The sequence below is a fragment of the Schumannella luteola genome (assembly GCF_013408685.1).
GTDB lineage: Bacteria > Actinomycetota > Actinomycetes > Actinomycetales > Microbacteriaceae > Schumannella > Schumannella luteola.
Genome location: NZ_JACBZY010000001.1, coordinates 2,250,693 through 2,275,466, shown reverse-complemented (window position 1 = coordinate 2,275,466; position 24,774 = coordinate 2,250,693). Strand labels below are relative to the sequence as shown.

24 protein-coding genes and 1 tRNA gene are annotated in these 24,774 nt (G+C 71.0%); 9 read left to right on the top strand and 16 right to left on the bottom strand.

Annotated features, from left to right (window positions below):
• Nucleotides 1-34 precede the first annotated feature (34 nt).
• The 3 genes from BJ979_RS10225 to BJ979_RS10215 all read left to right on the top strand — a co-directional run bounded on the left by BJ979_RS10225 (nucleotide 35) and on the right by BJ979_RS10215 (nucleotide 1,713).
• Complete coding sequence (locus tag BJ979_RS10225) at nucleotides 35-1,096, top strand: HIRAN domain-containing protein (RefSeq protein WP_179567589.1); 1,062 nt, start codon at nucleotides 35-37, stop codon at nucleotides 1,094-1,096.
• Between the two features lie 15 nt (nucleotides 1,097-1,111).
• Nucleotides 1,112-1,185, top strand: a tRNA-Leu gene (locus BJ979_RS10220).
• A gap of 45 nt (nucleotides 1,186-1,230) precedes the next feature.
• Nucleotides 1,231-1,713, top strand: a complete 483-nt coding sequence (locus BJ979_RS10215) for a GNAT family N-acetyltransferase (RefSeq protein ID WP_179567587.1) — start codon at nucleotides 1,231-1,233, stop codon at nucleotides 1,711-1,713.
• 190 nt (nucleotides 1,714-1,903) lie between these two features.
• Here BJ979_RS10215 and BJ979_RS10210 read toward each other — a convergent pair whose 3' ends face one another.
• Together BJ979_RS10210 and BJ979_RS10205 are read right to left on the bottom strand one after the other, a co-directional pair.
• Entirely contained in the window at nucleotides 1,904-2,530 is a 627-nt protein-coding gene (locus tag BJ979_RS10210; RefSeq protein ID WP_179567585.1) for a DUF3885 domain-containing protein, read from the bottom strand.
• Between the two features lie 99 nt (nucleotides 2,531-2,629).
• A complete protein-coding gene (locus BJ979_RS10205; RefSeq protein WP_179567583.1) occupies nucleotides 2,630-3,811 on the bottom strand; it encodes an RtcB family protein in 1,182 nt (393 codons plus the stop codon).
• 376 nt (nucleotides 3,812-4,187) lie between these two features.
• Here BJ979_RS10205 and BJ979_RS10200 point away from each other — a divergent pair, with 376 nt between their 5' ends.
• Together BJ979_RS10200 and BJ979_RS10195 are read left to right on the top strand one after the other, a co-directional pair.
• The gene (locus tag BJ979_RS10200; RefSeq protein ID WP_179567581.1) at nucleotides 4,188-4,571 is read left to right on the top strand and encodes a VOC family protein; all 384 of its coding nucleotides are present in this window, start codon (nucleotides 4,188-4,190) and stop codon (nucleotides 4,569-4,571) included.
• Nucleotides 4,572-4,610: 39 nt separating this feature from the next.
• A complete protein-coding gene (locus tag BJ979_RS10195; protein ID WP_179567579.1) occupies nucleotides 4,611-5,198 on the top strand; it encodes a hypothetical protein in 588 nt (195 codons plus the stop codon).
• Nucleotides 5,199-5,216: 18 nt separating this feature from the next.
• On the opposite strand, the gene BJ979_RS10190 is transcribed toward BJ979_RS10195, so the two are convergent.
• From BJ979_RS10190 to BJ979_RS10140, 11 genes are all read right to left on the bottom strand, one after another.
• A complete protein-coding gene (locus BJ979_RS10190) occupies nucleotides 5,217-7,574 on the bottom strand; it encodes an ATP-binding cassette domain-containing protein (RefSeq protein ID WP_179567577.1) in 2,358 nt (785 codons plus the stop codon).
• Nucleotides 7,575-7,696: 122 nt separating this feature from the next.
• Nucleotides 7,697-8,089 (bottom strand): YybH family protein, encoded by a 393-nt coding sequence (locus BJ979_RS10185; RefSeq protein WP_179567575.1) that lies wholly within the window; start codon nucleotides 8,087-8,089, stop codon nucleotides 7,697-7,699.
• Nucleotides 8,090-8,139: 50 nt separating this feature from the next.
• A complete protein-coding gene (locus BJ979_RS10180) occupies nucleotides 8,140-9,339 on the bottom strand; it encodes a trans-sulfuration enzyme family protein (RefSeq protein WP_179567573.1) in 1,200 nt (399 codons plus the stop codon).
• Between the two features lie 170 nt (nucleotides 9,340-9,509).
• On the bottom strand, nucleotides 9,510-10,844 hold the full coding sequence (locus BJ979_RS10175) for an NAD(P)/FAD-dependent oxidoreductase (RefSeq protein WP_179567571.1): 1,335 nt from the start codon (nucleotides 10,842-10,844) through the stop codon (nucleotides 9,510-9,512).
• A gap of 37 nt (nucleotides 10,845-10,881) precedes the next feature.
• Nucleotides 10,882-12,195: a S8 family peptidase gene (locus BJ979_RS10170; protein WP_179567569.1), complete on the bottom strand. Its 1,314-nt coding sequence runs from the start codon at nucleotides 12,193-12,195 to the stop codon at nucleotides 10,882-10,884.
• Nucleotides 12,153-12,683 (bottom strand): DUF501 domain-containing protein, encoded by a 531-nt coding sequence (locus BJ979_RS10165; protein WP_179567567.1) that lies wholly within the window; start codon nucleotides 12,681-12,683, stop codon nucleotides 12,153-12,155. Before BJ979_RS10165 ends, BJ979_RS10170 begins: the two co-directional genes overlap by 43 nt.
• Nucleotides 12,680-13,195, bottom strand: coding sequence for an FtsB family cell division protein (locus BJ979_RS10160; protein ID WP_343046660.1), 516 nt, complete (start codon nucleotides 13,193-13,195; stop codon nucleotides 12,680-12,682). Before BJ979_RS10160 ends, BJ979_RS10165 begins: the two co-directional genes overlap by 4 nt.
• An 87-nt stretch (nucleotides 13,196-13,282) precedes the next feature.
• Nucleotides 13,283-14,563: a phosphopyruvate hydratase gene (gene eno, locus BJ979_RS10155; RefSeq protein WP_179567565.1), complete on the bottom strand. Its 1,281-nt coding sequence runs from the start codon at nucleotides 14,561-14,563 to the stop codon at nucleotides 13,283-13,285.
• Between the two features lie 94 nt (nucleotides 14,564-14,657).
• Complete coding sequence (locus BJ979_RS10150; protein ID WP_179570224.1) at nucleotides 14,658-15,980, bottom strand: histidine--tRNA ligase; 1,323 nt, start codon at nucleotides 15,978-15,980, stop codon at nucleotides 14,658-14,660.
• 49 nt (nucleotides 15,981-16,029) lie between these two features.
• Nucleotides 16,030-17,076 carry an EamA family transporter gene (locus tag BJ979_RS10145; protein WP_179567563.1) on the bottom strand — a complete coding sequence of 349 codons (1,047 nt, stop codon included), beginning with the start codon at nucleotides 17,074-17,076 and terminating at the stop codon, nucleotides 16,030-16,032.
• Nucleotides 17,073-18,371, bottom strand: a complete 1,299-nt coding sequence (locus tag BJ979_RS10140) for an EamA family transporter (RefSeq protein WP_218853478.1) — start codon at nucleotides 18,369-18,371, stop codon at nucleotides 17,073-17,075. Before BJ979_RS10140 ends, BJ979_RS10145 begins: the two co-directional genes overlap by 4 nt.
• Nucleotides 18,372-18,481: 110 nt before the next feature.
• Here BJ979_RS10140 and BJ979_RS10135 point away from each other — a divergent pair, with 110 nt between their 5' ends.
• The 3 genes from BJ979_RS10135 to BJ979_RS10125 are packed head-to-tail and all read left to right on the top strand — an operon-like array spanning nucleotide 18,482 to nucleotide 21,258.
• On the top strand, nucleotides 18,482-19,042 hold the full coding sequence (locus tag BJ979_RS10135) for a CGNR zinc finger domain-containing protein (protein WP_179567561.1): 561 nt from the start codon (nucleotides 18,482-18,484) through the stop codon (nucleotides 19,040-19,042).
• Between the two features lie 27 nt (nucleotides 19,043-19,069).
• Nucleotides 19,070-20,203 (top strand): ABC transporter ATP-binding protein, encoded by a 1,134-nt coding sequence (locus BJ979_RS10130; protein ID WP_179567559.1) that lies wholly within the window; start codon nucleotides 19,070-19,072, stop codon nucleotides 20,201-20,203.
• On the top strand, nucleotides 20,200-21,258 hold the full coding sequence (locus tag BJ979_RS10125; protein WP_343046659.1) for an ABC transporter permease: 1,059 nt from the start codon (nucleotides 20,200-20,202) through the stop codon (nucleotides 21,256-21,258). Before BJ979_RS10130 ends, BJ979_RS10125 begins: the two co-directional genes overlap by 4 nt.
• Nucleotides 21,259-21,354: 96 nt before the next feature.
• On the opposite strand, the gene BJ979_RS10120 is transcribed toward BJ979_RS10125, so the two are convergent.
• On the bottom strand, nucleotides 21,355-21,915 hold the full coding sequence (locus BJ979_RS10120; RefSeq protein WP_179567558.1) for a TetR/AcrR family transcriptional regulator: 561 nt from the start codon (nucleotides 21,913-21,915) through the stop codon (nucleotides 21,355-21,357).
• 103 nt (nucleotides 21,916-22,018) lie between these two features.
• Between BJ979_RS10120 and BJ979_RS10115 the strand changes: the two genes are divergently transcribed.
• Nucleotides 22,019-22,918, top strand: coding sequence for an SDR family oxidoreductase (locus BJ979_RS10115; protein ID WP_179567557.1), 900 nt, complete (start codon nucleotides 22,019-22,021; stop codon nucleotides 22,916-22,918).
• An 82-nt stretch (nucleotides 22,919-23,000) separates the two neighbouring features.
• On the opposite strand, the gene BJ979_RS10110 is transcribed toward BJ979_RS10115, so the two are convergent.
• On the bottom strand, nucleotides 23,001-23,651 hold the full coding sequence (locus BJ979_RS10110; RefSeq protein ID WP_179567556.1) for a TetR/AcrR family transcriptional regulator: 651 nt from the start codon (nucleotides 23,649-23,651) through the stop codon (nucleotides 23,001-23,003).
• 409 nt (nucleotides 23,652-24,060) lie between these two features.
• Nucleotides 24,061-24,759 carry a nucleoside triphosphate pyrophosphohydrolase gene (mazG, locus tag BJ979_RS10105; RefSeq protein WP_179567555.1) on the bottom strand — a complete coding sequence of 233 codons (699 nt, stop codon included), beginning with the start codon at nucleotides 24,757-24,759 and terminating at the stop codon, nucleotides 24,061-24,063.
• Nucleotides 24,760-24,774: the final 15 nt, after the last annotated feature.

The following is a 24,774-nucleotide window of genomic DNA, read 5'->3' as shown; positions in this document are numbered from 1 at the left end:
CCGACTAGTCTCGGCTAGAGGCGAGGAGTTCTCCATGACTGCTGATTCGACGCACCCACCTGCGAACTGGTACCCGGACGTCACGCGACGGCACGAGTTGCGGTACTGGAACGGCGCAGATTGGACCGAGCACGTCTTCACCGGCGGTGTTCAGGCCGTCGATCCATTGCCGGCGCCGTCAATCCCCGCAGCGGAGGCGGGCAGGGGCGAAGCGTTGGGTAGCGATACGGGTCGGAAGCTCGACTCGCCGACAATCGGTCGTGGCTGGCAGGACATGGAAGTCGCCGGGGAGTCTTATCGGCGCGCCGAGATCGCCCGAGTGTTCCTCGGCTTGGCGCGCCCGGAGGGCGGGGTGACGATGCAGGAAGCCACGCTCGTCCCGGAGCCGAAGAACCCACACGATCGGAACGCCGTGAAGGTGATCGTCCGCGGCGAACACGTGGGCTACGTGCCGGGAGAAGCGAGCGCGCAGGTGGCCGCCGCATGCAAGCGACTCGGCCGCAGTCGCGCGGCCAAGGTGCCGGCGCGCATCTGGGCCCGCGTCGATGACGGGGTTTGGCGTGCCCGGGTCACTCTCGCGTTCAGCGGAGAAGTCGAGGACGAAAAGGACTACGCCGCCGAGCGTCGGGAATCGGTGGCCCGCGAAGCCGAACGCGCCGCAGCGCTCTCGCAGAAGGCAGCCGAACGAGCTCAGCGGGACCGCGAGAAGCAGGATCGGCGTGCCGCCGGGACAGTACGTCACGAGTACTGGACAACGTGGAAGCCCGCGGTCGCCGAGCTGAAGCGCCAGCAACGGCTGACAGAGGCGCGGGACCTGCTGGCCGAGTGCAGAGACGCTGCACTTCGGGAGTCCCTCATCTCCGGGAGCGCTCCTGCGCCGTGGCCGAGTGAACAGTTGTCAGCGGTGTTGCGACGGATGGGCGACCGGGCGGGCGAGCTCTCCACACTCGAGGAATACGTCGTCGCGTGCCGCGATCAGCAAGTACCCTCGACCGTTACTGCCAAACTCGCCAAGGCGAGGATCGCAAACGGCGCGAGTACGACCTCGGCTCGAAATGACGAATCCACCGGTGATCTCATGTCGAGAGAGAGCTGACCGCGGAATCTCAGAGCCCCCGTAGCCCAATCGGCAGAGGCAGACGACTTAAAATCGTCTCAGTCTGGGTTCGAATCCCAGCGGGGGCACGGTCGCGTCGTGGGCAGTCCGCGCGGCGCGACTAGCGTGACCGCATGACCGAGACGACTCCCGCTCCCGAGCAGGTCGCCGCGCCGCTGGGCGTCGCCGACGCGGGCGAGCTGCTGACGCTGCAGCGGGCCGCCTACGCGACCGAGGCGCAGCTCTACGGCGACCCGTCCCTGCCGGCCTTGACGCAGACGCTCGACGAGCTGGTGGATGAGCTGCGCAGCGTATCCGCACTGGGCATCCGCGCCGGCGGTCGGCTGATCGGAGCCGTGCGCTGGCGCGTCGACGGCGACGTGGCGGAGATCGGCCGGCTTGTCATCGCTCCCGATCAGCAGGGGCGCGGACTCGGAACCCGGCTGCTGCGCGCGGCCGAGGAGGCCAGCGGCGCGCGCACCTTCGAGCTGTTCACCGGGCACCTCAGCGTCGCCAACATCCGCCTCTACGAGCGCGAGGGCTACGCCAAGTCGCGCCGAGAAGCGCTGCGCGACGGCGTCGAGCTCGTGTTCCTGCGCAAGAGCGCCGCAAGCTGACGACGCAGCTCGCGTGAGGTGCCGACCGGAGCACGGGGAGCGGATCAGGCGCCAACCCGCGCCCCGGTCGGGCGGCGACGGGAACCATCCGTCGCGGAGCCACAGTATGCGTGCGAATCCGCGGCAGAACAGGACTTGACTTTGCCGTGCCGGCGGAACACCGACAGGCGTCGGCGATCCCTGTGACGATTCAGTCGTCCGGCAGCCAGTCGGCGTAGCGATCTCGGAGGCCTCCGGCCTGCTCCGGCGTCACCGCCCACAGATCCGCCCCGCCGTCGTACGGGATGTAGAGCCACCGCAGCGTGTCGTCCGCGATACGGAAGTCGAGTTCCTCCTCTGCGCACAGGAGCAGCAGCGGAGCGAGGTCGCGAAGCCGCCGATACGCGACGTAGTAGTAGCCATCCGGATCGTCCGGATCCGACTGACTCCAGCGCATCCAGGGCACCGCGTCGGGGACTCGGCGACGCACCCGCCCGCCCGCCGAGTCTCGATAGTCCCAGTCCTCGAGCATGACGATCAGCTCGACCGAGTCCGGGTCTTCGTCATCGATCAGCTCGCGAAGCAGCACCTCGTGGCGTCGGACGATCTCGCGCGACTCCTCCGGGGTATCCGCATACTGCTTCGATCCGGGCAGGCTGTGCAGGCGCAGATGCCTGCTGCGATATCGCTCCTCCCAGGGCTTCCAGTCGCCGGCGGCGAGCGGGGCGCAGCCCGACCATGCCTGCTCCCAGCGAGCCGCCAGAAGCAGCGCATCGACGTCGGGACTCGTGCGGAACTCTCCGCCCTGACGCCGGACCCGACGCAGCGTCGAGTGCACGAGCCAGCGCCCGTTCACCCACCACAGCGGGGCCATCTCTCTCCTTTCGGTGCGGCCTGCGGGCCCGGCATGAACCGGACCCGCAGACGGCAGGCGACGTCAGTCGCCCTTCACGTTGACGATCTGCCGCAGCGTGTGGACGATCCGCACCAGGTCGGCGGCATCCGCCATGACCTGATCGATGTCCTTGTACGCGGCCGGGATCTCGTCGAGGAAGGCGTCCGTGTCGCGGAACTCGATGCCCTCCATCGCCTCACGCAGCTGCTCGTGCGTGAAGGTGCGGCGGGCGGCGCTGCGCGAGTAGTTCCGCCCCGCGCCGTGCGGCGACGACTGCAGCGCCACCGGGTTGCCGAGTCCCTCCACGACGTACGACGCGGTTCCCATCGAGCCGGGGATCAGCCCCATCTCGCCGGCCCGCGCCGAGATGGCGCCCTTGCGGGAGAGCCAGACGTCCTTACCGAAGTGGTTCTCGAGCTGCGTGAAGTTGTGGTGGCAGTTCACCCGCTCGAGCTCGACGACCGGCTCGCCCATCCACTCGCTGAGCTGGCGCACGACCCGATCCATCATCTCCTCCCGGTTGAGCAGCGCGAAGTGCTGCGCCCAGCGCAGCTCCTCGATGTAGCGGTGGAAAGCGGATGTGCCCTCGACCAGGTAGGCGAGGTCCGGATCCGGCAGCGTGATCCACCAGCGCTCCATCTCGGCCTTGGCGACCGCGATGTGGTGCTGGGCGATCTTGTTGCCGACGCCCCGGCTGCCCGAGTGCAGGAACAGCCACACGGCATCCGCCTCGTCGAGGCTGACCTCGATGAAGTGGTTGCCGCTGCCGAGCGTGCCCAGCTGCAGCCTCCAGTTGCCCGCGTAGCCGGACGGGTCGAACCCGGCGCGCTCGGCCTTCGCCTCGAGCTCGGCGATGCGCGGCTCGGCGGTCGCCACGACCTTGCGGTTGTAGGCGCCGGCGGAGGTCGGCACGGCCCGCTCGATCTGCTCACGCAGCTGCTTGAGCGGAGTGTCGGCCGCGACGCGATCGATATCGGCCTTCGTGAACGTCGTCTTCACGGCGATCATGCCGCAGCCGATGTCGACGCCCACCGCGGCCGGCATCACGGCGCGCAGGGTCGGGATGACCGACCCGACGGTGGCGCCGAGGCCGAGGTGCGCATCCGGCATCAGGGCCAGGTGCGGGTAGATGAACGGCATGGTCGCGGTGGTGCGAGCCTGGTCCTCGGTCTTCTGCTCGAGGATGCTCGCCCAGCTGAACAGCCGCTTCCTGATCTTTCTCATCGTCCTTTCGATTCTCTTCAGAGGGTGGTGCGGATGTGCGCTCGGGGCGGGCGCATCCGCCGACTCTGCAGCGTCGGACGAAGGCAGTCGTGGAATGCACGACGGAAGGCCCCGAGCCTCGGACAGGCGCGGGGCGTCGGGATCGACGTCGCGTGCCTACGCGAGGGGCTGGAGGTGGCGCTGCTCGCGCTTCACGTAGCTGTTGCTCGTGGGCATGCGGCACTCCTCTCCAGGTATCGGGGTGCGAGCCGTCTCTCGGCTCAGCCTTGCGACCATAGCGGCGGAGGCGAGCGGATGTCCACTCCCGCAGGCCCGACATTGACGGCGGCGAGACCGGGTGAGAGCGTCAGGGCACGCGCTCAGCGAGGAGGCGACCATGCCGAACCCCATCGTGCACGCCGAGATCATCGGACGAGATCCGGGACGACTGCGCCGCTTCTACGGCGAGCTGTTCGGCTGGGATGCGCCACCCGGCTCCCCCGTGGCGGCCGCGATCTCCGATGGCGACTCCTACGCCCTCAACGCTACGCCGGCCACGGCGACGCCGGTTCCGATCGGGATCGGCGGGGGTGGCGAGCATCCGGCCCAGGTGATCTTCTACGTCGGCGTGGAGGACGTCGCCGCCGTCCTCGCCCGGGCGGTCGAGCTCGGCGGCGCCGTGCACGTGCCGCCGCGCGCCCGCCCCGACGGCGCCCTGCTCGTCGCGCAGTTCCACGACCCGGAGGGGAATCTCGTCGGCCTCGCCGGCCCCGCGGGTTAGAGTGAGCCACGCTCAGGTGAGCGGTGGATCGGAGAAGCCATGTCGCGTCGGGTCGCCATCGGGATCGCGGGCGCAGTCGCCGTCGTCGCGCTGCTCACCGGATGCGTCGGCGCCGACGCGGAGAGGGACGACGCGGGGTCGCCGTCGCCCTCGATCTCAGCGACACCCGCGGAGATGCCGACGCTCGCGAGTGACCCGTCCGCGACTGGATCCGCCGACGGCGCGCCGTCGGGCCAGGGGACGGTCCCGCCGGCGCCGAACGCCGACTCCACCGGCGCCGCCGGCGTCGTTCCCGGCGAGCGGATCGGATCGTATGCGGTGCGGATCCCGGTCGACGGCGGTTCGCGCGAGTACGCCACCGGCGCGGTCTCGTACGCTCCCGACGGCACTCCGGCGGCATACCGCGCCGCCAGCGGCGACCTGATCGACTACGTCGCGGAGCGCTTCGGATTCCCTGACTTCGCGTACCTCAACATGATCAACCAGGTGCGTCGCGGCGGGTATCCGTGGCCGCTCTACGCCGGCGACACCCTCAATCTCTCCGCGTACCACGTCACCTCGGTCGGCGACATCCTCGGCCAGGTCAAGAACGAGGCCCCGCCGTCGCCGATGCCGGCGCAGCGCTGAGGTCGCGCCGGGTCGCGGTCAGGCGCCGACGTAGCGCGCCAGGTGTTCGCCGGTGAGTGTCGAGCGCTGCGCGACGAGGTCGGCGGGCGTTCCCTCGAAGACGATGCGGCCGCCGTCGTGGCCGGCGCCCGGGCCGAGGTCGATGACCCAGTCGGCGTGGGCCATGACGGCCTGGTGGTGCTCGATCACAATGACCGTCTTGCCCGAGTCGACGAGGCGGTCGAGCAGGCCGAGCAGCTGCTCGACGTCGGCGAGGTGCAGACCCGTGGTCGGCTCGTCGAGCACGTAGACGCTGCCCTTCTCGCCCATGTGCACCGCGAGCTTGAGCCGCTGACGCTCGCCGCCGGAGAGTGTCGTGAGCGGCTGCCCGAGCGTGAGGTAGCCAAGACCGACGTCGGCGAGGCGGTCGAGGATCGCGTGCGCGGCCGGGATTCGCGACTCGCCCTCGGCGAAGAACTCGAGCGCCTCGGCCACGGGCATCGCCAGCACCTCGCTGATGTCGCGCCCGCCGAGCTTGTATTCGAGCACCGCCTGCGAGAAGCGCTTGCCGCCGCACTCCTCGCACACGGTCGAGACCGTCGCCATGACGCCGAGGTCGGTGAAGATGAGACCGGCGCCGTTGCAGACCGGGCAGGCGCCCTCGGAGTTGGCGCTGAACAGCGCCGGCTTGACGCCGTTGACCTTCGCGAAGGCCTTGCGGATGGGCTCGAGCATGCCGGTGTAGGTCGCCGGGTTGCTGCGGCGGGAACCACGGATGCCGGTCTGATCGATCGTGACGACGCCCTCGCGCGGCGAGACCGAGCCGTGGATGAGCGAGCTCTTGCCCGAGCCGGCCACGCCGGTCACGACCGTGAGCACGCCGAGCGGCACGTCGACATCCACGCCCTGGAGGTTGTGCGAGGTCGCGCCGCGCACCTCGAGCGCGCCGGTCGACGGGCGCAGCGACGACTTGAGCGACGCGCGGTCGTCGAGGTGACGGCCGGTGAGGGTGTCGCTCTTGCGCAGCGCCTCGACGGTGCCCTCGAAGACGATCTCGCCGCCCGCCGTGCCCGCGCGCGGGCCCAGGTCGACCACATGGTCGGCGATCGCGATCGCCTCGGGCTTGTGCTCGACGACGAGCACCGTGTTGCCCTTGTCGCGCAGCTGCAGCAGCAGGCGGTTCATGCTCTGGATGTCGTGCGGGTGCAACCCGATGGTGGGCTCGTCGAAGACGTAGGTGATGTCGGTGAGCGACGAGCCGAGGTGGCGGATCATCTTCGTGCGCTGCGCCTCGCCGCCGGAGAGCGTGCCAGCCGGGCGCTCGAGCGAGAGGTAGCCGAGGCCGATCTCGACGAAGGAGTCGAGGATCTGCCGCAGCCCCGCGAGCAGCGGCGTGACCGAGGGCTCGTCCAGATCGCGCACCCACGCAGCGAGGTCGCTGATCTGCATGCGGCACGCATCCGCGATGCTGATGCCGGCGATCTTCGACGAGCGCGCTCCCTCGCTCAGTCGCGTGCCATCGCACTCGGGGCAGACCGCGAAGGTCGCGACGCGCTCGACGAAGGCGCGGATGTGCGGCTGCAGCGCGTCGACGTCCTTCGACAGGAACGACTTCTGCACCTTCGGCACGAGCCCGTCGTAGGTCATGTTGACGCTGTCGAGCTTGACCTTGCGGGTGGCGCCGTAGAGGAACTCCCGACGCTGCTTGGCGGTGAAGTCCTTCACCGGCACGTCCATCGGCACGACCGCGCCGAAGATCTTCACGTACCAGCCGTCGCCGGTGTAGCCGGGCACGAGGATGGCGCCCTCCTTGAGCGACTTCGACTCGTCGACCAGCTGGCTCAGGTCGATGTCGCTGACGTTGCCCATGCCCTCGCAGCGCGCGCACTGCCCGCCCGTGATGCTGAACTCGCGCCGCTCTTTCACGGTCTGCCCGTTCTTCTCCAGGGCGACGGCGCCGGCGCCCGAGATCGAGGCGACGTTGAACGAGAACGCCTGCGATGAGCCGATGTGCGGCTCGCCCAGGCGGCTGAAGAGGATGCGCAGCATCGCGTTCGCGTCGGTCGCCGTGCCGACGGTCGAGCGCACGTTGGCGCCCATGCGCTCCTGGTCGACGATGATCGCCGTGGTGAGACCCTCGAGCAGGTCGACGTCGGGGCGGTCGAGCTGCGGCATGAATCCCTGCACGAAGGCGCTGTAGGTCTCGTTGATCATGCGCTGCGACTCGGCGGCGATCGTGCCGAAGACGAGCGAGCTCTTGCCCGAGCCGGAGACGCCGGTGAACACGGTCAGCCGCCGCTTCGGCAGGTCGACGCTGACGTCTTTGAGGTTGTTCTCGCGGGCGCCCTGCACCCGGATCAGGTCGTGACGGTCGGCGGCGTGGCTGGCGTCGGCCATGGCGGTCTCCTCGCTCGGCGGGGCGGCGTCCCCGTGGCACCGATCGTAGGGGCGGCCGCCGACGCGGGGCTTCTCGGATCGTGCCCGATCCGGCGGACCGACTGCGCCCGGCACGGATCGACTCAGCCCAGCTCCTCCCCGTCCCCGTCCCCGTCGGAGGCGTGCGCCTGATCCATCCACCACTCGGTGAAGGATGCGGCCCGCCCGCCGTCGGCGAAGCGGATGACCCAGAGGTTGCTGTAGGTGGTCGCGAGCTCGGCGTAGCAGGTCTCCCCCTGCACGAACGCCGTCGCGGTGCCGGCGTCGACGCCGACGACGTGCCACGAGAAGGTCCAGTCGCCGGGTGCGTCGGCGCGCTCGACCCAGCGCCGCACGATCTCGTCGCGACCCCGCCACGGCGGGGTCCACGGTTCCGTGAAGTACTCCGCGTCGTCGGTGAACAGCGTGCCGATATCGTCGCCGTCGTTGCTGCGCCAGGCCGTCTCGTAGCCGCGCATCCACGTCTCGATGTCCATGTCCGGCACGGTACGCCGCGCCCCGGACACCGCGACGGACGCGGCCGGGTTCAGCTCACGGCGTCGAGCGCGGCCGCGAGGTCGGCGATGAGGTCGTCGGGATCCTCGAGGCCGATCGAGAAGCGCAGGTGCCCGAGCCGGCGGAAGGGCTCGGGGTAGACGGCGACGCGGGCGCCCTCGGTTCCGACGTGCACGATCAGCGACTCGTCGTGACCGAGCGACACCGCCGAGGTGACCAGGCGCAGCGCCGCGACGAAGCGGTTCTGCAGCTCGGGCGGGCCGTCGAGCGCGAAGGCGATCATCGCGCCGAAGCCGCGGCCGTCGAACTGGCGCGCGGCGATCTCGTGCTGCGGATGCGACGCGAGCCCCGGGTAGGCGACGTACGCGACACGCGGATCGGCCTCGAGGAACTCGGCCACACGCTGGGCCGAATCGAGATGCTGCCGCAGACGCAGCGGCAGAGTCACCGACCCGCGGGTGATCAGCCAGGCGTTGAACGGCGAGATGACGCCGCCGACGTCGACCATCGCCTCCTGCTTGATGCGCTGGATGAGCTCACGCGACCCGACGACGGCGCCGCCCATCGCATCCCCGTGGCCGTTGATGTACTTCGTCAGCGAGTGCACGACGAGGTCGGCGCCGAGCTCCACGGGCCGCAGCAGCGGCGGCGGCGTGAAGGTGGAGTCGACCGAGAGCAGCGCGCCGACCGCGTGCGCGATCTCGGCGATCGCGGCGATGTCGGTGACCCGGGTCGTCGGGTTCGCGATGGCCTCCACGTGCACGAGGCGCGTGTCGGGGCGCACGGCCGCACGCACCGCATCCAGGTCGCTCGTGTCGACGAAGGTCGCCTCGATGCCGTACTTCACCGGCAGCAGCTCGGTGAAAAGCTTGAACGTCGCCTCGTAGGTCACGTCGGCGATCACGACGTGGTCGCCCGACTTGAGGAAGGTGAAGAACACCGCGTGCAGCGCCGCGACGCCCGAGGCGAGCGCGACCGCATCCTCGGCGCGCTCGAGCGCCGCGAGCCGCTGCTGCAGCCCGAGCTGGTTGACGCCCGAGTTGCGCGTATAGAGCGGCACATCGGTACCCGACCAGCTCAACTGCGAGGGGTCGCCGGGCAGTCCGTAGGAGTTCGCCATCGCGATGGGGGTGCGGATGGGATGCCCGGCTCCGTCGACGAGGTTGCCGGCGTGCACCGCCTGGCTCAGCAGCGACAGCGTGGCGGGGTCGTGTCGATCGGGGCGGGTCATGCGCCTCACGCTACGGGGCGGCGCCGACGTGGTCGCCGACCGGGCGCCGCGGGCTCGTCACACGGCGCAACATCCACGTCATCGCGCGCCACGACGCCCCGGATACGCCGAACGGCGCCCATCCCGCAGGAGAGACGCCGTCCGATCGGTCCGCCGCAGCGGGCCGCAGATCAGGCCTTGGGGGCCGGACGCGAGGCGAAGGTCTCGAAGGCCACGCGCGGCTCGTCACGCGCCGGGATGGCGGTGAGGTCGCGGCCGAAGAGGAACTGCACGATCCAGTTGCCGAAGACGCGGAACTTGCGCTCCCACATCGGCATCGCGAGACCGTGGTAGCCGCGGTGCATGATCCAGGCCGGGAAGCCGGTGATGCCGAGCTTGCCCTTCTGGAACGCGCCGATGCCGAGGCCGAGACCGGCGACGGCGCCCGCGGGCTTGTGGAAGTAGTCCTTCGGAGCCTCGTCGCGCAGCACGGCGACCAGGTTCTTCGCGAGGCGCTTTCCCTGACGCACGGCGTGCTGGGCGTTCGGCACGCACGACTTGTCGGGCAGCGGGCTGCCGCCGGAGATGTCGGGCACGGCCGCCGCGTCGCCGGCGCCCCAGAGGCCCTCGACGACGTTGCCGTCGGCGTCGACACCGCGCAGGTCGGCCTTCACGGTCAGGCGACCGCGGGGCTCGAGCGGCAGGTCGGTGCCCTTGAGCGCCGGGTTGGCCATGACGCCCGCGGTCCAGATGATCAGGTCCGACTCGAACGACTCGCCCGTGGAGAGCTCGATCTTGCCGTCGACCGCGCTCTGCAGCTGCGTGTCGAGGTGGATCTCGGCGCCGCGCTCGGCGAGGTTCTTGATGACCCACTGGCTGGTGGGCAGCGAGACCTCGGGCATGATGCGGCCCATCGCCTCGATGAGGTGGAACTTGGTGTCCTCGAAGCTCAGCGACGAGTACTGGCCGACGAGGGCGCTGACGAAGCTGCGCAGCTCGGCGAAGATCTCGATGCCGGCGAAGCCGCCGCCGACGACGACGACGGTCAGCAGGCGGTCGCGCTCGGGACCCGCGGGCAGGTTGGACGCCTTGTCGACGTTCGCGATGATGCGGTCACGGATCGAGGTGGCCTCTTCGATCGTCTTGAGGCCGATGGCCTCATCGGCGACGCCCGGGATCGGGAAGGTGCGCGAGACGGCGCCGGCGGTGACGACGATCTGGTCGTACTCCTCCTGCCACGGCTCGCCGTCCTCCGGCGTGATGGTCGCGGTGCGGCTGGCGTGGTCGATGCCGGTCACCTTCGCGGTGATGACCCGCGTGTTCTTGAGGTGCTTGCGCAGCGGCACGATGGCGTGGCGCGGCTCGACGGATCCGGCGGCGACCTCAGGGAGGAAGGGCTGGTAGGTCATGTAGGGCAGGGGGTCGACGACCGTGACGGTCGCCTCACCGCGGCGCAGGTGCTTCTGCAGCTTGAAGGCGGTGTAGAACCCGGCGTAGCCGCCGCCGACGATCAGGATCTTGGGCACGAGGGTGGTCTCCTTATGGACAGTGCGCGCCTTAAGGCTATCGCGTTCGGCGGCTGCTCCTGACCGCGCGCACGCCACCCGCGATGAGAGTCACCCAGACCGCGACGAGACCCGCGAGCACAGCCGCGGGGAGCCCCCATCCGCTGAGCTTGCGCGGGTCGGGCAGCAGCGTTCCGACAGGGTTCCAGGGCACGGTCGGCACCGGCACGGCCGCGGGCGGGTTGCGATCGGCGCGCGCCGCAGGAGCGACCGCCCCGCCGTCGGCGCGGCGGTAGACGCGCACCCAGTCGGCCAGGTCGCCCATCGGGTTCTTCGTGACCGCGGCGACCTTGCCGCTGACGGCGACCGAGGCATCCACCAGGCCGTAGCCGTAGAGGAAGTCGATACCCGGGGTTCCCGCGTCGTGCGCGGTCTTGACGACCCGCTCGATCACGTTGGCGACGTCGAGGTCGGGGTGCGCGGCCTTCACCAGCGCGACGATGCCGGCGACGATCGGCGAGGCGCCGCTCGTGCCGCTCCAGATCGCGCGGCCGCCGCCCGGCGTCGCGCCGACGAGCTCCTCGCTGGGGGCGCTGACGCCGATCGTGATGCCCTGGGTCGAGGCGTCGAAGCTCGACTTGCCGCTGCGGTCGACTCCCCCGACCACGAGCACGCCCGGCATGGTCGCGGGCGCACCGACGGAGGTGATGCCCGAGCCGCGGTTGCCGGCCGCCGCGACGATGACGACGTCGTGCTCCATCGCGTAGAGGAAGGCCTTGTCCCAGCTCTCCGGCCAGTCGGGGGTGTTGCGGCTGAACGACATGTTGATCACGGTCGCGCCGTTGTCGACCGCCCAGGTCACGGCATCCGCGATCTGCTGATCGGAGTTGCGGGCTTGCGAGCCGAAGCCGATCGAGATGGCCAGGATCGACGCCTCCGGCGCGGCGCCGATGATGCCGCTGTCGGGGCCGTCGCCGCGGCCGGCCGCGAGCGAGGCGACCATCGTGCCGTGCTCGTTGTCGTCGCCCGCGGGCGGCTGGCCGGTCGGGCCACCGAAGCCGGAGAAGTCCTTGCCGCCGACCACGGCGCCGGCGAGGTCGGGATGCGTCGGGTCGACGCCGGAGTCGATCACCGCGATGGTCTGGCCCTTGCCCTTGGTGGTGTTCCAGGCCTGGGTGATGCCGTAGTCGTTCAGCCAGTACTCGCGGCTGCGGATGTCATCGGCCTGGGCCGCCACGGCGGGCACGAGGGCGGCGCCGAGCCCGAGGGCGAGCACCACGAGTGCGGAGGCGGCGCGTCGCAGGTGACGCGCGGGAGCCCCGGCGACGCTCAGGCGTCGGAACCGGGGACGGTGCTGGTGTCGGGAACGCATCGGCAGACCTCCGGGCTCCAGTCTGCCCGCTCGAGCGCGCGGTCGCCGATCTTATTCACACCAGGGCCCGCGGCCAGGGCGTGGGCGACGAGCGCGTGCAGGCATTTCACGCGGGTGGGCATGCCGCCGGCGGAGATGCCGTCGATCTCGTCGACGTGGGCGACGCTCTCGCGATCGGCGAGGTAGGCCTCATGCGCGGCGAGGTAGGAGGCCGCTTCGTCGGCGTCATCCAGCAGGGCGGCCAGCTCGACCATCACCCCGGTCGCCTCGAGGGTCGACACCGAGGAGTTCGCCGCCGGGTGGCACAGGTAGTAGAAGGTCGGGAACGGCGTGCCGTCGTCGAGGCGCGGCGCTGTCGCGACGACGGTCGGGTTGCCGCACACGCAGCGGGCGGCGATGCCGACCACGCCGCGCGCGGGCCGGCCGAGCTGACGGGTGACCGCGGCGATGTCGGCGTCGGTCGGGGCGGGGTAGGGCGGAGTGGTCACTGCTGGTTCTTCGTCGGGTCGTCGATCGCGGGGCTGCCGAGCTTGCTCGCCGGGGCCTGGGTGGTGCCGGCCGTGTACAGCGAGCTGAGCAGGCTCGACACCCAGTCGATCTGGGTGGTCTGGATCTCGTCGCTGATCGGCTGCGAGTCGGTCGCCGCGGGGGCGTCCGTCGTGCCGGTGACGAGGTAGGTCACGTCGCCGGGGATCACGTAGTAGAGCCGGCCGCGCGCCTGCGCCTCGATGTAGGCGGGGTCGCTCCAGCGGTCCACCTCGCCGTTCAGGTCATCGACCTGGGTCTGCGCGTCGTCCACCTGCTTCTGCAGGGCGGCGATCTGGGTGCGCTGCTCGACGAAGGTCTTGAGCCCGGGCGCGAGCACCACGAGCGCGGCGACGATGAGCAGCAGAACGGAGAGGGCGAAGCCGGAGAGGCGGAAGCTGCGCAGCCAGGCCGCCGCGCGGGTCTCCCCCTCCATGGCGACGGGCACGCGGATGATGCGCGGTCGTCGAGTCACGACGACGATCGTAAGCGCAGAGACGGCGAGAGCACGGAGCCCGGCCCGCGGGGGCCGAGATCCGTGCTCTCGATCGTGCTGAAGTGCTTACGCGGTGAAGCGCGGGAAGGCGCTGCGACCGGCGTAGACCGCGGCCTCGCCCAGCTCCTCCTCGATGCGCAGCAGCTGGTTGTACTTCGCGACGCGCTCGCTGCGAGCGGGGGCGCCGGTCTTGATCTGGCCCGCGTCGGTGGCGACGGCGAGGTCGGCGATCGTCGTGTCCTCGGTCTCGCCCGAGCGGTGCGAGAGCACGGCGGTATAGCCGTGGCGCTGGGCCAGCGACACCGCATCCAGGGTCTCGGTCAGGGTGCCGATCTGGTTGACCTTGACGAGGATGCTGTTCGCGACCTTCTTGTCGAGGCCGGTCTGCAGGCGGGTCGGGTTGGTGACGAAGAGGTCGTCGCCGACGAGCTGCACCTTCGAGCCGAGCTGCTCGGTGAGGGTGACGTAGGCGTCCCAGTCGTCCTCGGCGAGCGCGTCCTCGATGGTGATGAGCGGGTAGTCGTTCACGAGGCCCTCGTAGACGGCGATCATGTCCGACGCGCTGAGCTGCTTGCCCTCGTAGCTGTAGACGCCGTTCTCGAAGAACTCGGTCGAGGCGACATCCATGCCGAGCGCGATGTCGTGACCGACCTTGTAGCCGGCCTTCTCGATCGAGGCGACGATGAAGTCGAGCGCCTCGCGCGAGGTCGACAGGTCGGGGGCGAAGCCGCCCTCGTCGCCGAGGCCGGTCGCGAGACCCTTGGCCTTCAGCTCGCCCTTGAGAGCGTGGTAGACCTCGGCGCCCCAGCGCAGGGCCTCCTTGAAGGTCGGCGCGCCGATCGGCAGGATCATGAACTCCTGCGCGTCGATGCCGTTGTCGGCGTGGGCGCCGCCGTTGATGATGTTCATCATCGGCACGGGCAGGGTGTGGGCGTTGGGTCCGCCGAGGTAGCGGAACAGCGGCAGGTCGGCCGACTCGGCGGCGGCCTTCGCGACGGCGAGCGAGACGCCGAGGATGGCGTTGGCGCCGAGCTTCGACTTGTTGTCGGTGCCGTCGGCGGCGATCAGCTCGGCGTCGACGAGACGCTGGTCGTCGGCCTCGAAGCCCTCGATGGCCGGGCCGAGCTCGTCGATGACCGCATCCACGGCCTTCTCGACGCCCTTGCCGAGGTAGCGGCTCTTGTCGCCGTCACGCAGCTCGTAGGCCTCGAAGGCTCCGGTGGAGGCGCCGGAGGGGACGGCGGCGCGAGAGACGGTGCCGTCTTCGAGCAGCACCTCGACCTCGACGGTGGGGTTGCCGCGCGAGTCGAGGATCTCGCGGGCGTTGACGGCCTCGATAGCAGACACGATGAACACTCCTGGGGGTTCAAGTGGGTGGAACTAGATGGTGGTGGTTTCAGCCTAGCGACGCCGGGTGACGCGCAGACCAACGGGCGGGACCTCAGTCGAGCGGACGGAGACCCAGGTTGTCGGGGCCGGTCGCCGCATCCACGAAGGCGAAGCGGGTGAAGCCGTCGGCCTTGAGGGCGCCGAGCAGGTTCGCGACGTTCTTGGTGCGGCGCACGAGGCGGACGCGGGCGTGGGTCTCGATCACGGCGGCTTTGAGCGCGACGAGCGCGGCGGGGTCGAGGTCGGCGTCGTGCACGAGCGCCACTCCCCCGTCGGCGTCGTCGGCGGCCGGCTCGACCAGGTCGACGAGGCGCTCGAAGCCGAGGGAGAAGCCGGCGGCGGGCACGTCGCTGCCGAGGAAGCGCCCGATCATGCCGTCGTAACGCCCGCCACCGCCGAGCGAGTAGCTCACCGAGGGGTGCGCGACCTCGAAGATCGGGCCGGTGTAGTAGCCCATGCCGCGCACGAGGAAGGGGTCGAAGGTCAGCGGGATGTCGGGCTGGGCGGGGATGTCCCGCGCCGTGTCGGGGTCGACCTCCCCCGTCTGAGCACGACGGGCGGCCGTGGCGGCCGCGCGGGCGGCGGCGACCGCGGCTCCGATGCCGGCGAGTTCGGCGACGACCGTGTCGTCGGCGCCCGCGGGCAGGAACTTGCGGATGGCCTTCTCGCCGAAGGGCAGGAACTCCATCGTGCGCGGCGTGCGGAAGTAGCCCTGCAGGGCCTCGACGGCGCTCGGGGTGACGCCCTTGCTCGTCAGCTCGGCGATCACACCGTCCTGCCCGACCTTGTCGAGCTTGTCGATCGTGATGAGCACCGAGTCGTGCTCCTCGGGCGTGAAGCCGAAGCCGGTCAGCATGCCGACGAGCAGGCGGCGGTCGTTGATGCGGATGCTCGCACCCTCGAGTCCGAGCGCATCGAGCGTCGACAGGGTCGCCGTGATGAGCTCGGCCTCGGCCAGTGTCGACGCCTCGCCGAGGATGTCGATGTCGCACTGCACGAACTGGCGGTAGCGGCCCTTCTGCGGGCGCTCGGCGCGCCAGACCGGGGCGATCTGGATCGCGCGGAACACAGCCGGCAGCTCGGCGCGGTGGCTCGCGTAGAAGCGGGCGAGCGGCACGGTCAGGTCGAAGCGGAGTCCGAGGTCGGCCAGTTCGAGCGGCGAGGTCGCCGCCTGCAGCTCCTCGGTCGTGACGCCGCGGCGCAGCACCGCGAAGCTCAGCTTCTCGTTGTCGCCGCCGAGCCCCGAATTGAGACGCGCCCAGTCCTCGACGACCGGCGTCTCGATCTCGTCGAAGCCGTGCGAGCGGTAGCTGCCGCGGATGACGCCGAGCACGCGCTCACGACGCGCCTTGTCGGCGGGGAGGAAGTCGCGCATCCCGCGCGGCGGATTCACCTGACTGGCCACGGGCATCCATTATCCCGGGTCAGACGGGCGCGATCGGCATCCCCGTCCCGGAATCCGCCGACTCCGCGGGCGCATCCGGAGCACGCGGCGGCTCGGGCCGGATGAGCGCGACGCCGCCGAGGATCAGCACGGCGCCGACGATCTGGATCGCGCCGAGCGACTCGCCCAGCACGATCCAGCTGATGACGACTCCGGCGATCACCTCGATCAGGCCGAAGAACGACGCCTGACGCGAACCGAGGCGCGCCGCGGCGACGATGCCCGTGAAGTAGGCCAGCGCGGTGGAGATGAGGGCGACCGCGGCGACGAGCACGAACCACGGCACCTCGGCGCCGAGGAATCGCACCTCGACCGCGGGGCTGGCCCAGGGCAGCACGTGCAGAGCCGCGGCGAGGCCGAGGATGAGTGCGCCGATGGACAGCGTCGTCGCGGCGAAGGCGAGTGCCGGCACGCCGTCGTCGGCGACCGCGCCGAGCACGAAGTAGAGCGCGAGGCCGACCGCGGCGATGCCGGCGTAGAGGATGCCGATCGGGTCGAGCCGCACCGAGCCGTCGATGCCGATCACGAGCGCCAGGCCGACGAGCGCGAGCGCGGCGCCGAGCAGCACCCCGAGCCCGGGGCGCCGTCGGGTGCGCGCCCACATGAAGAGCAGGAGCCCGATCGGCGCCAGATACTCGATGAGCAGGGCGAGGCCGACGGGGATGCGCTGGATCGCCTGGAAGTAGCAGAGCTGTGTGCCGGCGACGGCGAAGACGCCGTAGAGCAGCACGCGCACGCGCGCAGCCCAGATCAGCCGCACCCCGGCTCCGATGCCCGGCCCGCGGTGCAGCGCGACGAAGGCCGGGATCAGCAGCGCGATCGCCGCCCCGAGGATGCGCAGGAACACGACGGCCGTCGGCGTCCAGCCCGCCTCGATCAGCGGCTTCGCGATCGTGCCGCTCGTACCGAAGGTCAGCGCCGAGACGAGGGCGATGCCGAGCGCGACCGGGCCGCCGCGGCGCGGGAGCGCGGCAGCGCCGGTCGCGGCAGGACCGTTCGCGGCCGCGCCTCCCGCGCTCGAGCTCATCCGGCGAGCGCCAGCGGGCGGGTCGGCGGGTTGCGGCCGCTCGTCTCGTCGTGATCGAGGTGCTCACTGCCGCGCTCGGCCGACGGGGCGCCGTAGGCGGCTTCGAACGCGGCGAGGTCGAAGTCCTCGACGCTGGTCTCCTCTTCGGCGACCCCGTCCTCAACCGGCGCCGGGTCCGGCTCCGCCAGCATCCCGTTCTCGATCGGCTCGAAGCCGCCCTCGTCGGCCGCGATCTGCGCGGCCGCGACGATCGCGATCGCGGCGGTCGTGGCGGCGACGGGCTCCAGCACGGCCGGCAGCGGGATCGTGCCGGTGGTGAGCGGCACGCGCGAGACCGGCGCGACCGCATCCGGGTCGACCGGGAGGGTGACGACGGCCGGCGTCTCCTCGGGGCGGATCATGGCGACCCCGCCGAGCACGAGCGCGACGCCGATCATCTGCACCGGGGCGAGCGACTGGCCGAGGAAGATCCAGCTCAGGGTGACCGCGAAGACCACCTCGAGCAGACCGAGGAACGAGGCCGTGCGCGCGCCGAGACGCGAGCTGCCGATGATGCCGGCGACGTAGGCGTAGGCGGTGGCGAGGATCGCGATCGCCAGCACCGGCAGGAACCACGGCAGGTGACTGCCGAGCATCGTCACGTCGACCTTCGGCGCCGACCAGGGCAGCAGTCCGACGAACGCCGCGGCTCCGGTGACGAGACCGCCGATGAGGATGGTCGACGCGGCGAAGGCCACCGGCGGCACCCCGTCATCGGCGACCGCGCCCAGCACGTAGTAGATGGCCACGCCGATCGCGGCGGTGAGCGAGTAGAGCAGGCCGATCGGGTCGACGCCGCCGGATCCGCCGACGCCGATCACGAGCACGAGGCCGAGCACGGCGACACCCGAGCCGACGAGCACCATGGTCACGGGGCGACGGCGCGTGCGGGCCCACATGAACAGCAGCAGCCCGATCGGCGCGAGGTACTGGATGAGCAGCGCGAGCCCGACCGGGATGCGCTGGATCGCCGCGAAGTAGCAGAGCTGCGTGCCCGAGACCGCCAGCACCGCGTACAGCACGACACGCAGCCGCGCGCGGAACAGCGCCCGCAGCGCCCCCGGCGCGCGCAGCGCCAGGGCACCCGGGATCGCGAGCACGGCGGCGGCGATCAGCAGGCGGAACGTCGCGACCGCGGCCGGACTCCAGCCGGCATCGAGCAGCGGCGACGCGAGGGTGCCGATGGTCGAGAACGCCAGGGATGCCGAGACGGCGACAGCGAGGCCCATGGAGCTGCGGGCGCGGACAGCGGACACGATTCCTCCGAATCGACGGGAGTGGACGAGTGACGAGCAAAGATCAGACTGTAATGATCATCCGCGCGTTATGATCCTGACGATAAATGGCCGCCTCGTCAGGAGTCAAGATGCGTTTCACCGATGACACCGAAGATTCCCTCGCCTTCGTCGTCGCGCTCGTGAACACGGCCTCCGGAGCCTCAGCCTCGGGCGACGACGAGCTCTCGACGGTGGAGCAGCTGGAGTGGCTTCTCGACGAGCACGGCTACACCGGACGCCGCGACGGCGACGACGCCGAATTGGCGGCGGTGCAGAAGGCGCGCACGCTGCTGCGCCGCTTCTGGAGCCTGAATGCCGACAAGGCCGCGGCCCTCGTGAACGACATCCTCACCCGCCGCCGGGCAGTCGTTCAGCTCGCCCGCCACGACAATCTCGACTGGCACCTGCACGCCAGCGACCAGGAGGACGCCCTCGGCGAGCGCATCCAGGTGGATGCGGCCATGGCCTTCGTCGACGTGATCCGCGGCAGCGCCATGGACCAGCTGCGGCGCTGCGAGGCCGACGACTGCGAGGGCGTGTTCATCGACTTCTCGCGCAACGGCTCGAAGCGCTTCTGCAGCCTGCGCTGCGGCAACCGGATGAACGTCGCCGCCTACCGCGAACGGCAGAGCGAGCAGACCTCGGAATGAGCGCGCCGCCCGTCTAGGCTTCGGGTCATGACGACGGGGGCGACCGCAGGCGCGTCAGAAGCTGGATCGTCGGCGGCGAGCGCGGCAGCGACCGCGGAACCCGGCATCGTCGTCGATCGGGTCGCCCGACGCTTCGGCGCGGTGCAGGCTGTCGTCGACGCCTCCATGGTCGCGCCGATGGGCCAGGTCACCGGGCTGATCGGGCCGAACGGCTCGGGCAAGACGACCCTCATGCTCATGCTCGCCTCGCTGCTCGCGCCCGATCAGGGCAGCATCCGCGTCGCCGGCCACGACCCGGTCGCCGACCCGGCGAGCGCCCGGCGACTGCTCGGCTGGATGCCCGACCAGCTCGGCTCATGGGGCTCGCTCAGCGCGCGCACGACTCTGGTGCAGACCGGGCGGCTCTACGGCATGGACCGACTGGCCGCCGCTCACCGGGCGGCCGAGCTCATCCACCTCGTCGACCTCGGCGAACTCGCCGATCGGCCGAGCCGCGTGCTCTCGCGCGGACAGAAGCAGCGGCTGAGCCTCGCCCGCGCGCTCGTGCACGACCCCGCCGTGCTGCTGCTCGACGAGCCCGCCTCGGGCCTCGACCCGGCCGCGCGCGTCGCCCTGCGCCGCACGATGCGCCGGCTCGCCGGCGAGGGTCGGGCCGTGCTGGTCTCGAGCCACGTGCTCGCCGAGCTCGACGAGATGGCCGACAGCGCCGTCTACCTCGACCGCGGCGTGACCGCCGACGCGGCCCGCATCGCGGCGACCCGCATCTCGGAGCGGGCGTGGCGCATCCGCTCGACCGACCGGAGCCGGCTGCGCGACGCGCTGTTCCGCGCGGGGGTGCCCTGGGAGCGCATCGACGCCGACGCCGGCGGGCTGCTCGTGCCGATCGCGGGCGAGGATGCGGCGGCGGCCCTGCTGACCAGGCTCGTCGGCGGGGGGCTCGCCATCTCGGCGTTCGCCCCGGCCGTCGGCGAGCTCGAGCACACCTTCCTCGACCTGAGCGGCGAGCGGGCGGCCGGCGCCCCGACGCCGCCGATTACGACGAACCCGTCGCCGTACGGGACTTCTGCTCCGCCGCCCGCGCAGCAGCCCGCGTCGGCGCAGCCGCCGCCGTCGCCGTATCCACCCCACCCCGCCCCCCCGCAGCCCGGAAGCCCGCAGTGATCCCGTTCCTCACCGGCGTGCGCGTGATCGCCGGGATCGAGCTGCGTCAGCGGGTGCGCGGCGTCGCCTGGTACGTGCTCGTCGGCATCTTCGGCCTCGTGGTGCTGATCGTCACCGCGCTGCTCATCTGGGGCTTCCGTTCACTGAGCGGCGGCTACGACTCCGACCCGGCCGGCAACGCGATCTTCTCGACGATCGTCTATCTCGTGCTGCTGCTGGGCACGCTCGTCGCTCCCGCTTTCAGCGGCAATGCGATCAACGGCGACCGCGAGTCGGGCACGCTCGCGACCACACAGGTGACCCTCGTCAGCACGACGCAGCTGGTCATCGGCAAGTTCGTGGCCGCATGGATCAGCTCGCTCGCCTTTCTGGCGATCGCGGCGCCGTTCCTGGTCGTCAGTCTCGTCATCGGGGGCACGACCGTCGGCATGGTGCTCGTGTCGCTGCTCGTGCTCGCGCTCGAGCTCGCCGTGATCTCGGCGATCGGCGTGGGGCTCAGCGGACTGCTGCGACGCCCCCTGTTCTCGGTCGCCGTCACCTACCTCGTCGTCGCGGCGCTGAGCGTCGGCACGCTCATCTCCTTCGGCCTCGGCACGCTCGTCGCGCAGGAGCGCTACGAGTACCGGTCGGCCAGCTACGCCTACGACGACAGCACCGGCAACTCGGAGTGCATCGTCTCCGACACGACGAGCGAGGGCACACGGCCCCGCCCCGACTACGTGTGGTGGCTGCTCGCGGCCAACCCGTACGTCGTGATGGCGGATGCCGTGCCCACCCGGTACGGACGCGGCGACGCACCGAACGACCTGTTCGGCTGGATCAAGCTCGGCGTGCGCAGCCTGCAGCAGCCCCCGGACGCCTCGCTCGTCGACGACCCCTGCAACTACCGCTCCGACCGATCGCCCTCGCCGCACGAGATCATCGACCGCAGCGTGCCGAGCTGGTTCGTCGGACTCGCCATCCACCTCGCGCTCGCAGCGCTCGCGCTGGCCGGTGCGATCCGCGCGACGCGGGCGCCGGCGCGCCGCCTCGCCGCGGGCTCGCGCATCGCCTGACCCCGCGATTCCGTCTCCGCGAAAGTACGCGGATTGCGGTCCGCGAGCGGCGTGTCGCACCGCAGAGCACGTACTCTCGCGGAGACCCGGAGCGGGTCAGGCGAGGGCGCGCTGGGCGGCGAAGAGCGACGCCTGGATCTCGTCGATCGAGCGGGTCTCGTCGGCCGCGATCCACTGGGCGAAGGAGACGCGGAACACCGAGATCGCGGCGTCGGCGGCGAGCTCGGCGGTCGGGTCGCCGACGCCGCGGTCACGTAGCGCCGCGGTCAGCGCGCGCGCGAGCACGCCCATCTTGAGCGACTCGCGCTCGCGCAGACCGGTGTCGGAGTCGATCGCCGCCTGACGCCGACGCGACCACGGGCGGCGCTCGTCGGTGAAGAACGAGCCGGACGCGGCGACGGCGGCTTCGGCCAGGTCGCGCGGAGAGGCGCCCTCGGGACCGCCGACCACCCCGGCGACGAAGGCGTCGACGAGCAGGTCCTGCCCGTCGAAGATCACCTCGCGCTTGTCGGAGAAGTGACGGTAGAAGGTGCGCTCGGTGAGCTCGGCGCGACGGGCGATCTCGGCGACGGTGGTGGCCTCGAAGCCGTTCTCGATGAAGAGCTCCAGCGCGGCGAGCTGGAGTCGCTCGCGTGCCCCCGGTTCCCAGCGTCCCATGCGCCGATCCTACGTCATGTCACACACTGACATCACTCGTGCTACCATGATGTCACAACCTGACATCAACCCCCGCCGACCGCGACGGGGCGAAGGAGGAACCATGAAGGTCTTCGTCACCGGAGCATCCGGCTGGATCGGATCCGCCGTGACCGACGAGCTCGTCGCGAACGGTCACGAGGTCGTCGGCCTCGTGCGCTCCGACGCCGCCGCCGAGCGCGTGCGCACCGCCGGAGCCGAGCCGCTGCTCGGCGGACTCGACGACCTCGACTCGCTGCGCCGCGGCGCCGAGCAAGCCGAGGCGGTCGTGCACCTCGCCAACAAGCACGACTGGTCGAACCCGGCTGAGTCGAACCGCGCCGAGCGCGTCGCCGTCGAGACCCTCGTCGACGTGCTGGCCGGCAGCGACCGCCGCTTCGCGCTCGCCTCGGGCACCGCGTTCTGGCCCGGCAAGGTCGTCACCGAGAACGACGCCGTGCCGTTCTCCGGCCCCGAAGCCCCGCGCGGAGGGACCGAGGCGCTCGCCCTCGACGCCGTCGACCGCGGCGTGCACAGCATCGCGCTGCGCTTCGCCCCGACCGTGCACGGCGAGGGCGGAGAGCACGGCTTCATCCCGCAGATCGTCGCGGCCGCCCGGCGCAACGGCGTCGCCGGCTACGTGGGCGACGGATCGGCGCGCTGGTCAGCGGTGCACCGTCGTGACGCCGCCACGGCCGTGCGCCTCGCGCTCGGCGCCGCGCCCGCCGGCTTCCGCGCGCACGTCGTCGGCGAGCAGGAGGTCGCGACCCGCGACATCGCCGCGGCCATCGCCGAGTCGCTCGGTCTGCCCACGGCCTCCGTCGACCCGGACGACGCCGCCGAGCACTTCGGCTTCATCGGCGCCTTCTGGGCGATCGACATGCCGGCGTCGAACGCGATCACGCGCGAGACCCTCGGCTGGACGCCGACGAGCCCGACGCTGATCGAGGACATCGCCGCCGGGCACTACCTGCACGAGGCCTGAGCCTCACGAACCGCCCGGACCGAAGGCCGGCATCCGCTTCATTCGAGGGATGTCGGCCTTCAGCTCGTGAGCAACGCATCGCTCAGTGCGCGGCGGCCGCTTTCGAAACGCCGGATCCCGAGGCGGCGTCGCGACCTGCGCGCGCGGCACGATGCGCCTCGATCCGCGCGCGGAACTGGTCGAGAGCGGCCGCGAAGTTCTCGTTGACCCGCTCGGTGTCGCCGGTCAGCACCGCATCGAGCTGCATGCCGTAGACGAGCGCCACCATCACGCCGGCCTCGCGCCGCGCATCCTCGTCGCTCAGTCCGAGCGTCACGAGCGATTCGGTCGCCGCTGCGCGGTACGACTCGTTGGCGGCGCGGATGATCGGGATCGAGTCGGGGTCGAGCGCCTCGATCATGGCCGCCTCGATCTCGAGTCGACGCAGCTGACGGTTGCGTTCGCTCTGCGACTGCCGCCAGTACGAGGCGAAGCCCTCGAGGTAGCTCTCGAGCGAGGCGGTCGCCGGCGGATGCGCGTCCAGCAGCTCCTGCTGGCGCCCGGTGATCGCGCGCACGATCTCCTGCACCAGCTCGGCGCGGGTGCCGAAGTGGTACACGAGCGAGTAGGTGCTCACCCCCAGGGCGTCCGCGAGCGTGCGGAAGGTCATGCCGGCGAGAGAGCTGCCGAGCAGATACTCGATGATCTGCCCCAGCAGCTCCTGCTTGCGATTCGGGTCGGGTCGTCTCGGCATCGGCGTCTCCCTCGCGTGCTCAGACAGGCTCAGCCTATTGCCAGAACGAGCGTTTTGATTACGACCGTTATGCGAATACACTGACGGCGGTCGTCGTGCGTCCCCACGGCAGAGCCCGGACCGGTCCCGGCCGGGCCATCTCCCCACGCCGTGCGCGTACACGACCATCGCGGCACGCGCAGGGGCGCGTCCGCGGGAGCATCGGAGTCGTCGAGGGCCCCGATGTCTGTGTCACGGCGCTGCCGGGTTCCCTATTTCGGGTGGGTACCCGGCCACTGTGAGCGGCGCACCGGGGGTGTGCCGTGCTGAGGCGCAGGGTCCGCCACGCTTCGCGCTGGCGGACCGTCCCGGCCGTGCGCGCTGCGCTGCGTTGCGGCCGTGTCCTCGCCGTCTCGGCCGACTGCCGCGTTTACACCGAGGATGTCGGGGGTTCGCCGCCGGCTTCGACCGCGCGGATGTCGGCCTTGAGTCGGCGGATCGCGCCGCGCAGGGCGCGCTCGGCATCCAGCCCGCTCCCCCGCGCCACCGTCACGAGCTCGAGCAGGCGACGCCCGAGCTCCTCCTCGTCGGCGGGCGCATCGGCGGCGAGCGCCGTCGGCACCTCGACCACGTGTCCGACCTTGTCGGCGCGGCCGAGCAGCTTCTCGGCCAGAGCGAGCGAGGGCATCGCATCGGGAACGCCGTCGAGCACGCTCGTGCGCTCCGGCTTCTCCTGCGCCTTCCACGCATCCCAGTTGCTCGCGACCGCGTCGGCCGTGTCGGCGACGACCTCGCCGTCGCCGAAGACGTGCGGATGCCGGCCGACCATCTTCGCGGTCATGTGCGCCGCGACGTCCTCGATCGTGAAGCGACCTTCCTCCGCCGCGATGTCCGCGTGGAAGACGACCTGGTAGAGCACATCGCCGAGCTCTTCGACCATCTCGGCGTCGTCGCCCGACTCGATCGCCTCGACCAGCTCGGCGCTCTCCTCGACGAGGTAGCGCACCAGGCTCGCATGGGTCTGGTCGCGATCCCAGGCGCATCCGCCCGGCGCCCGCAGCCGCTCGAGCACGGCGATCAGCTCATCGAGACGAGGATGCGCGGTCACGGCCGCCACGAGCTCCGACATGCCTCCATCCTGCCG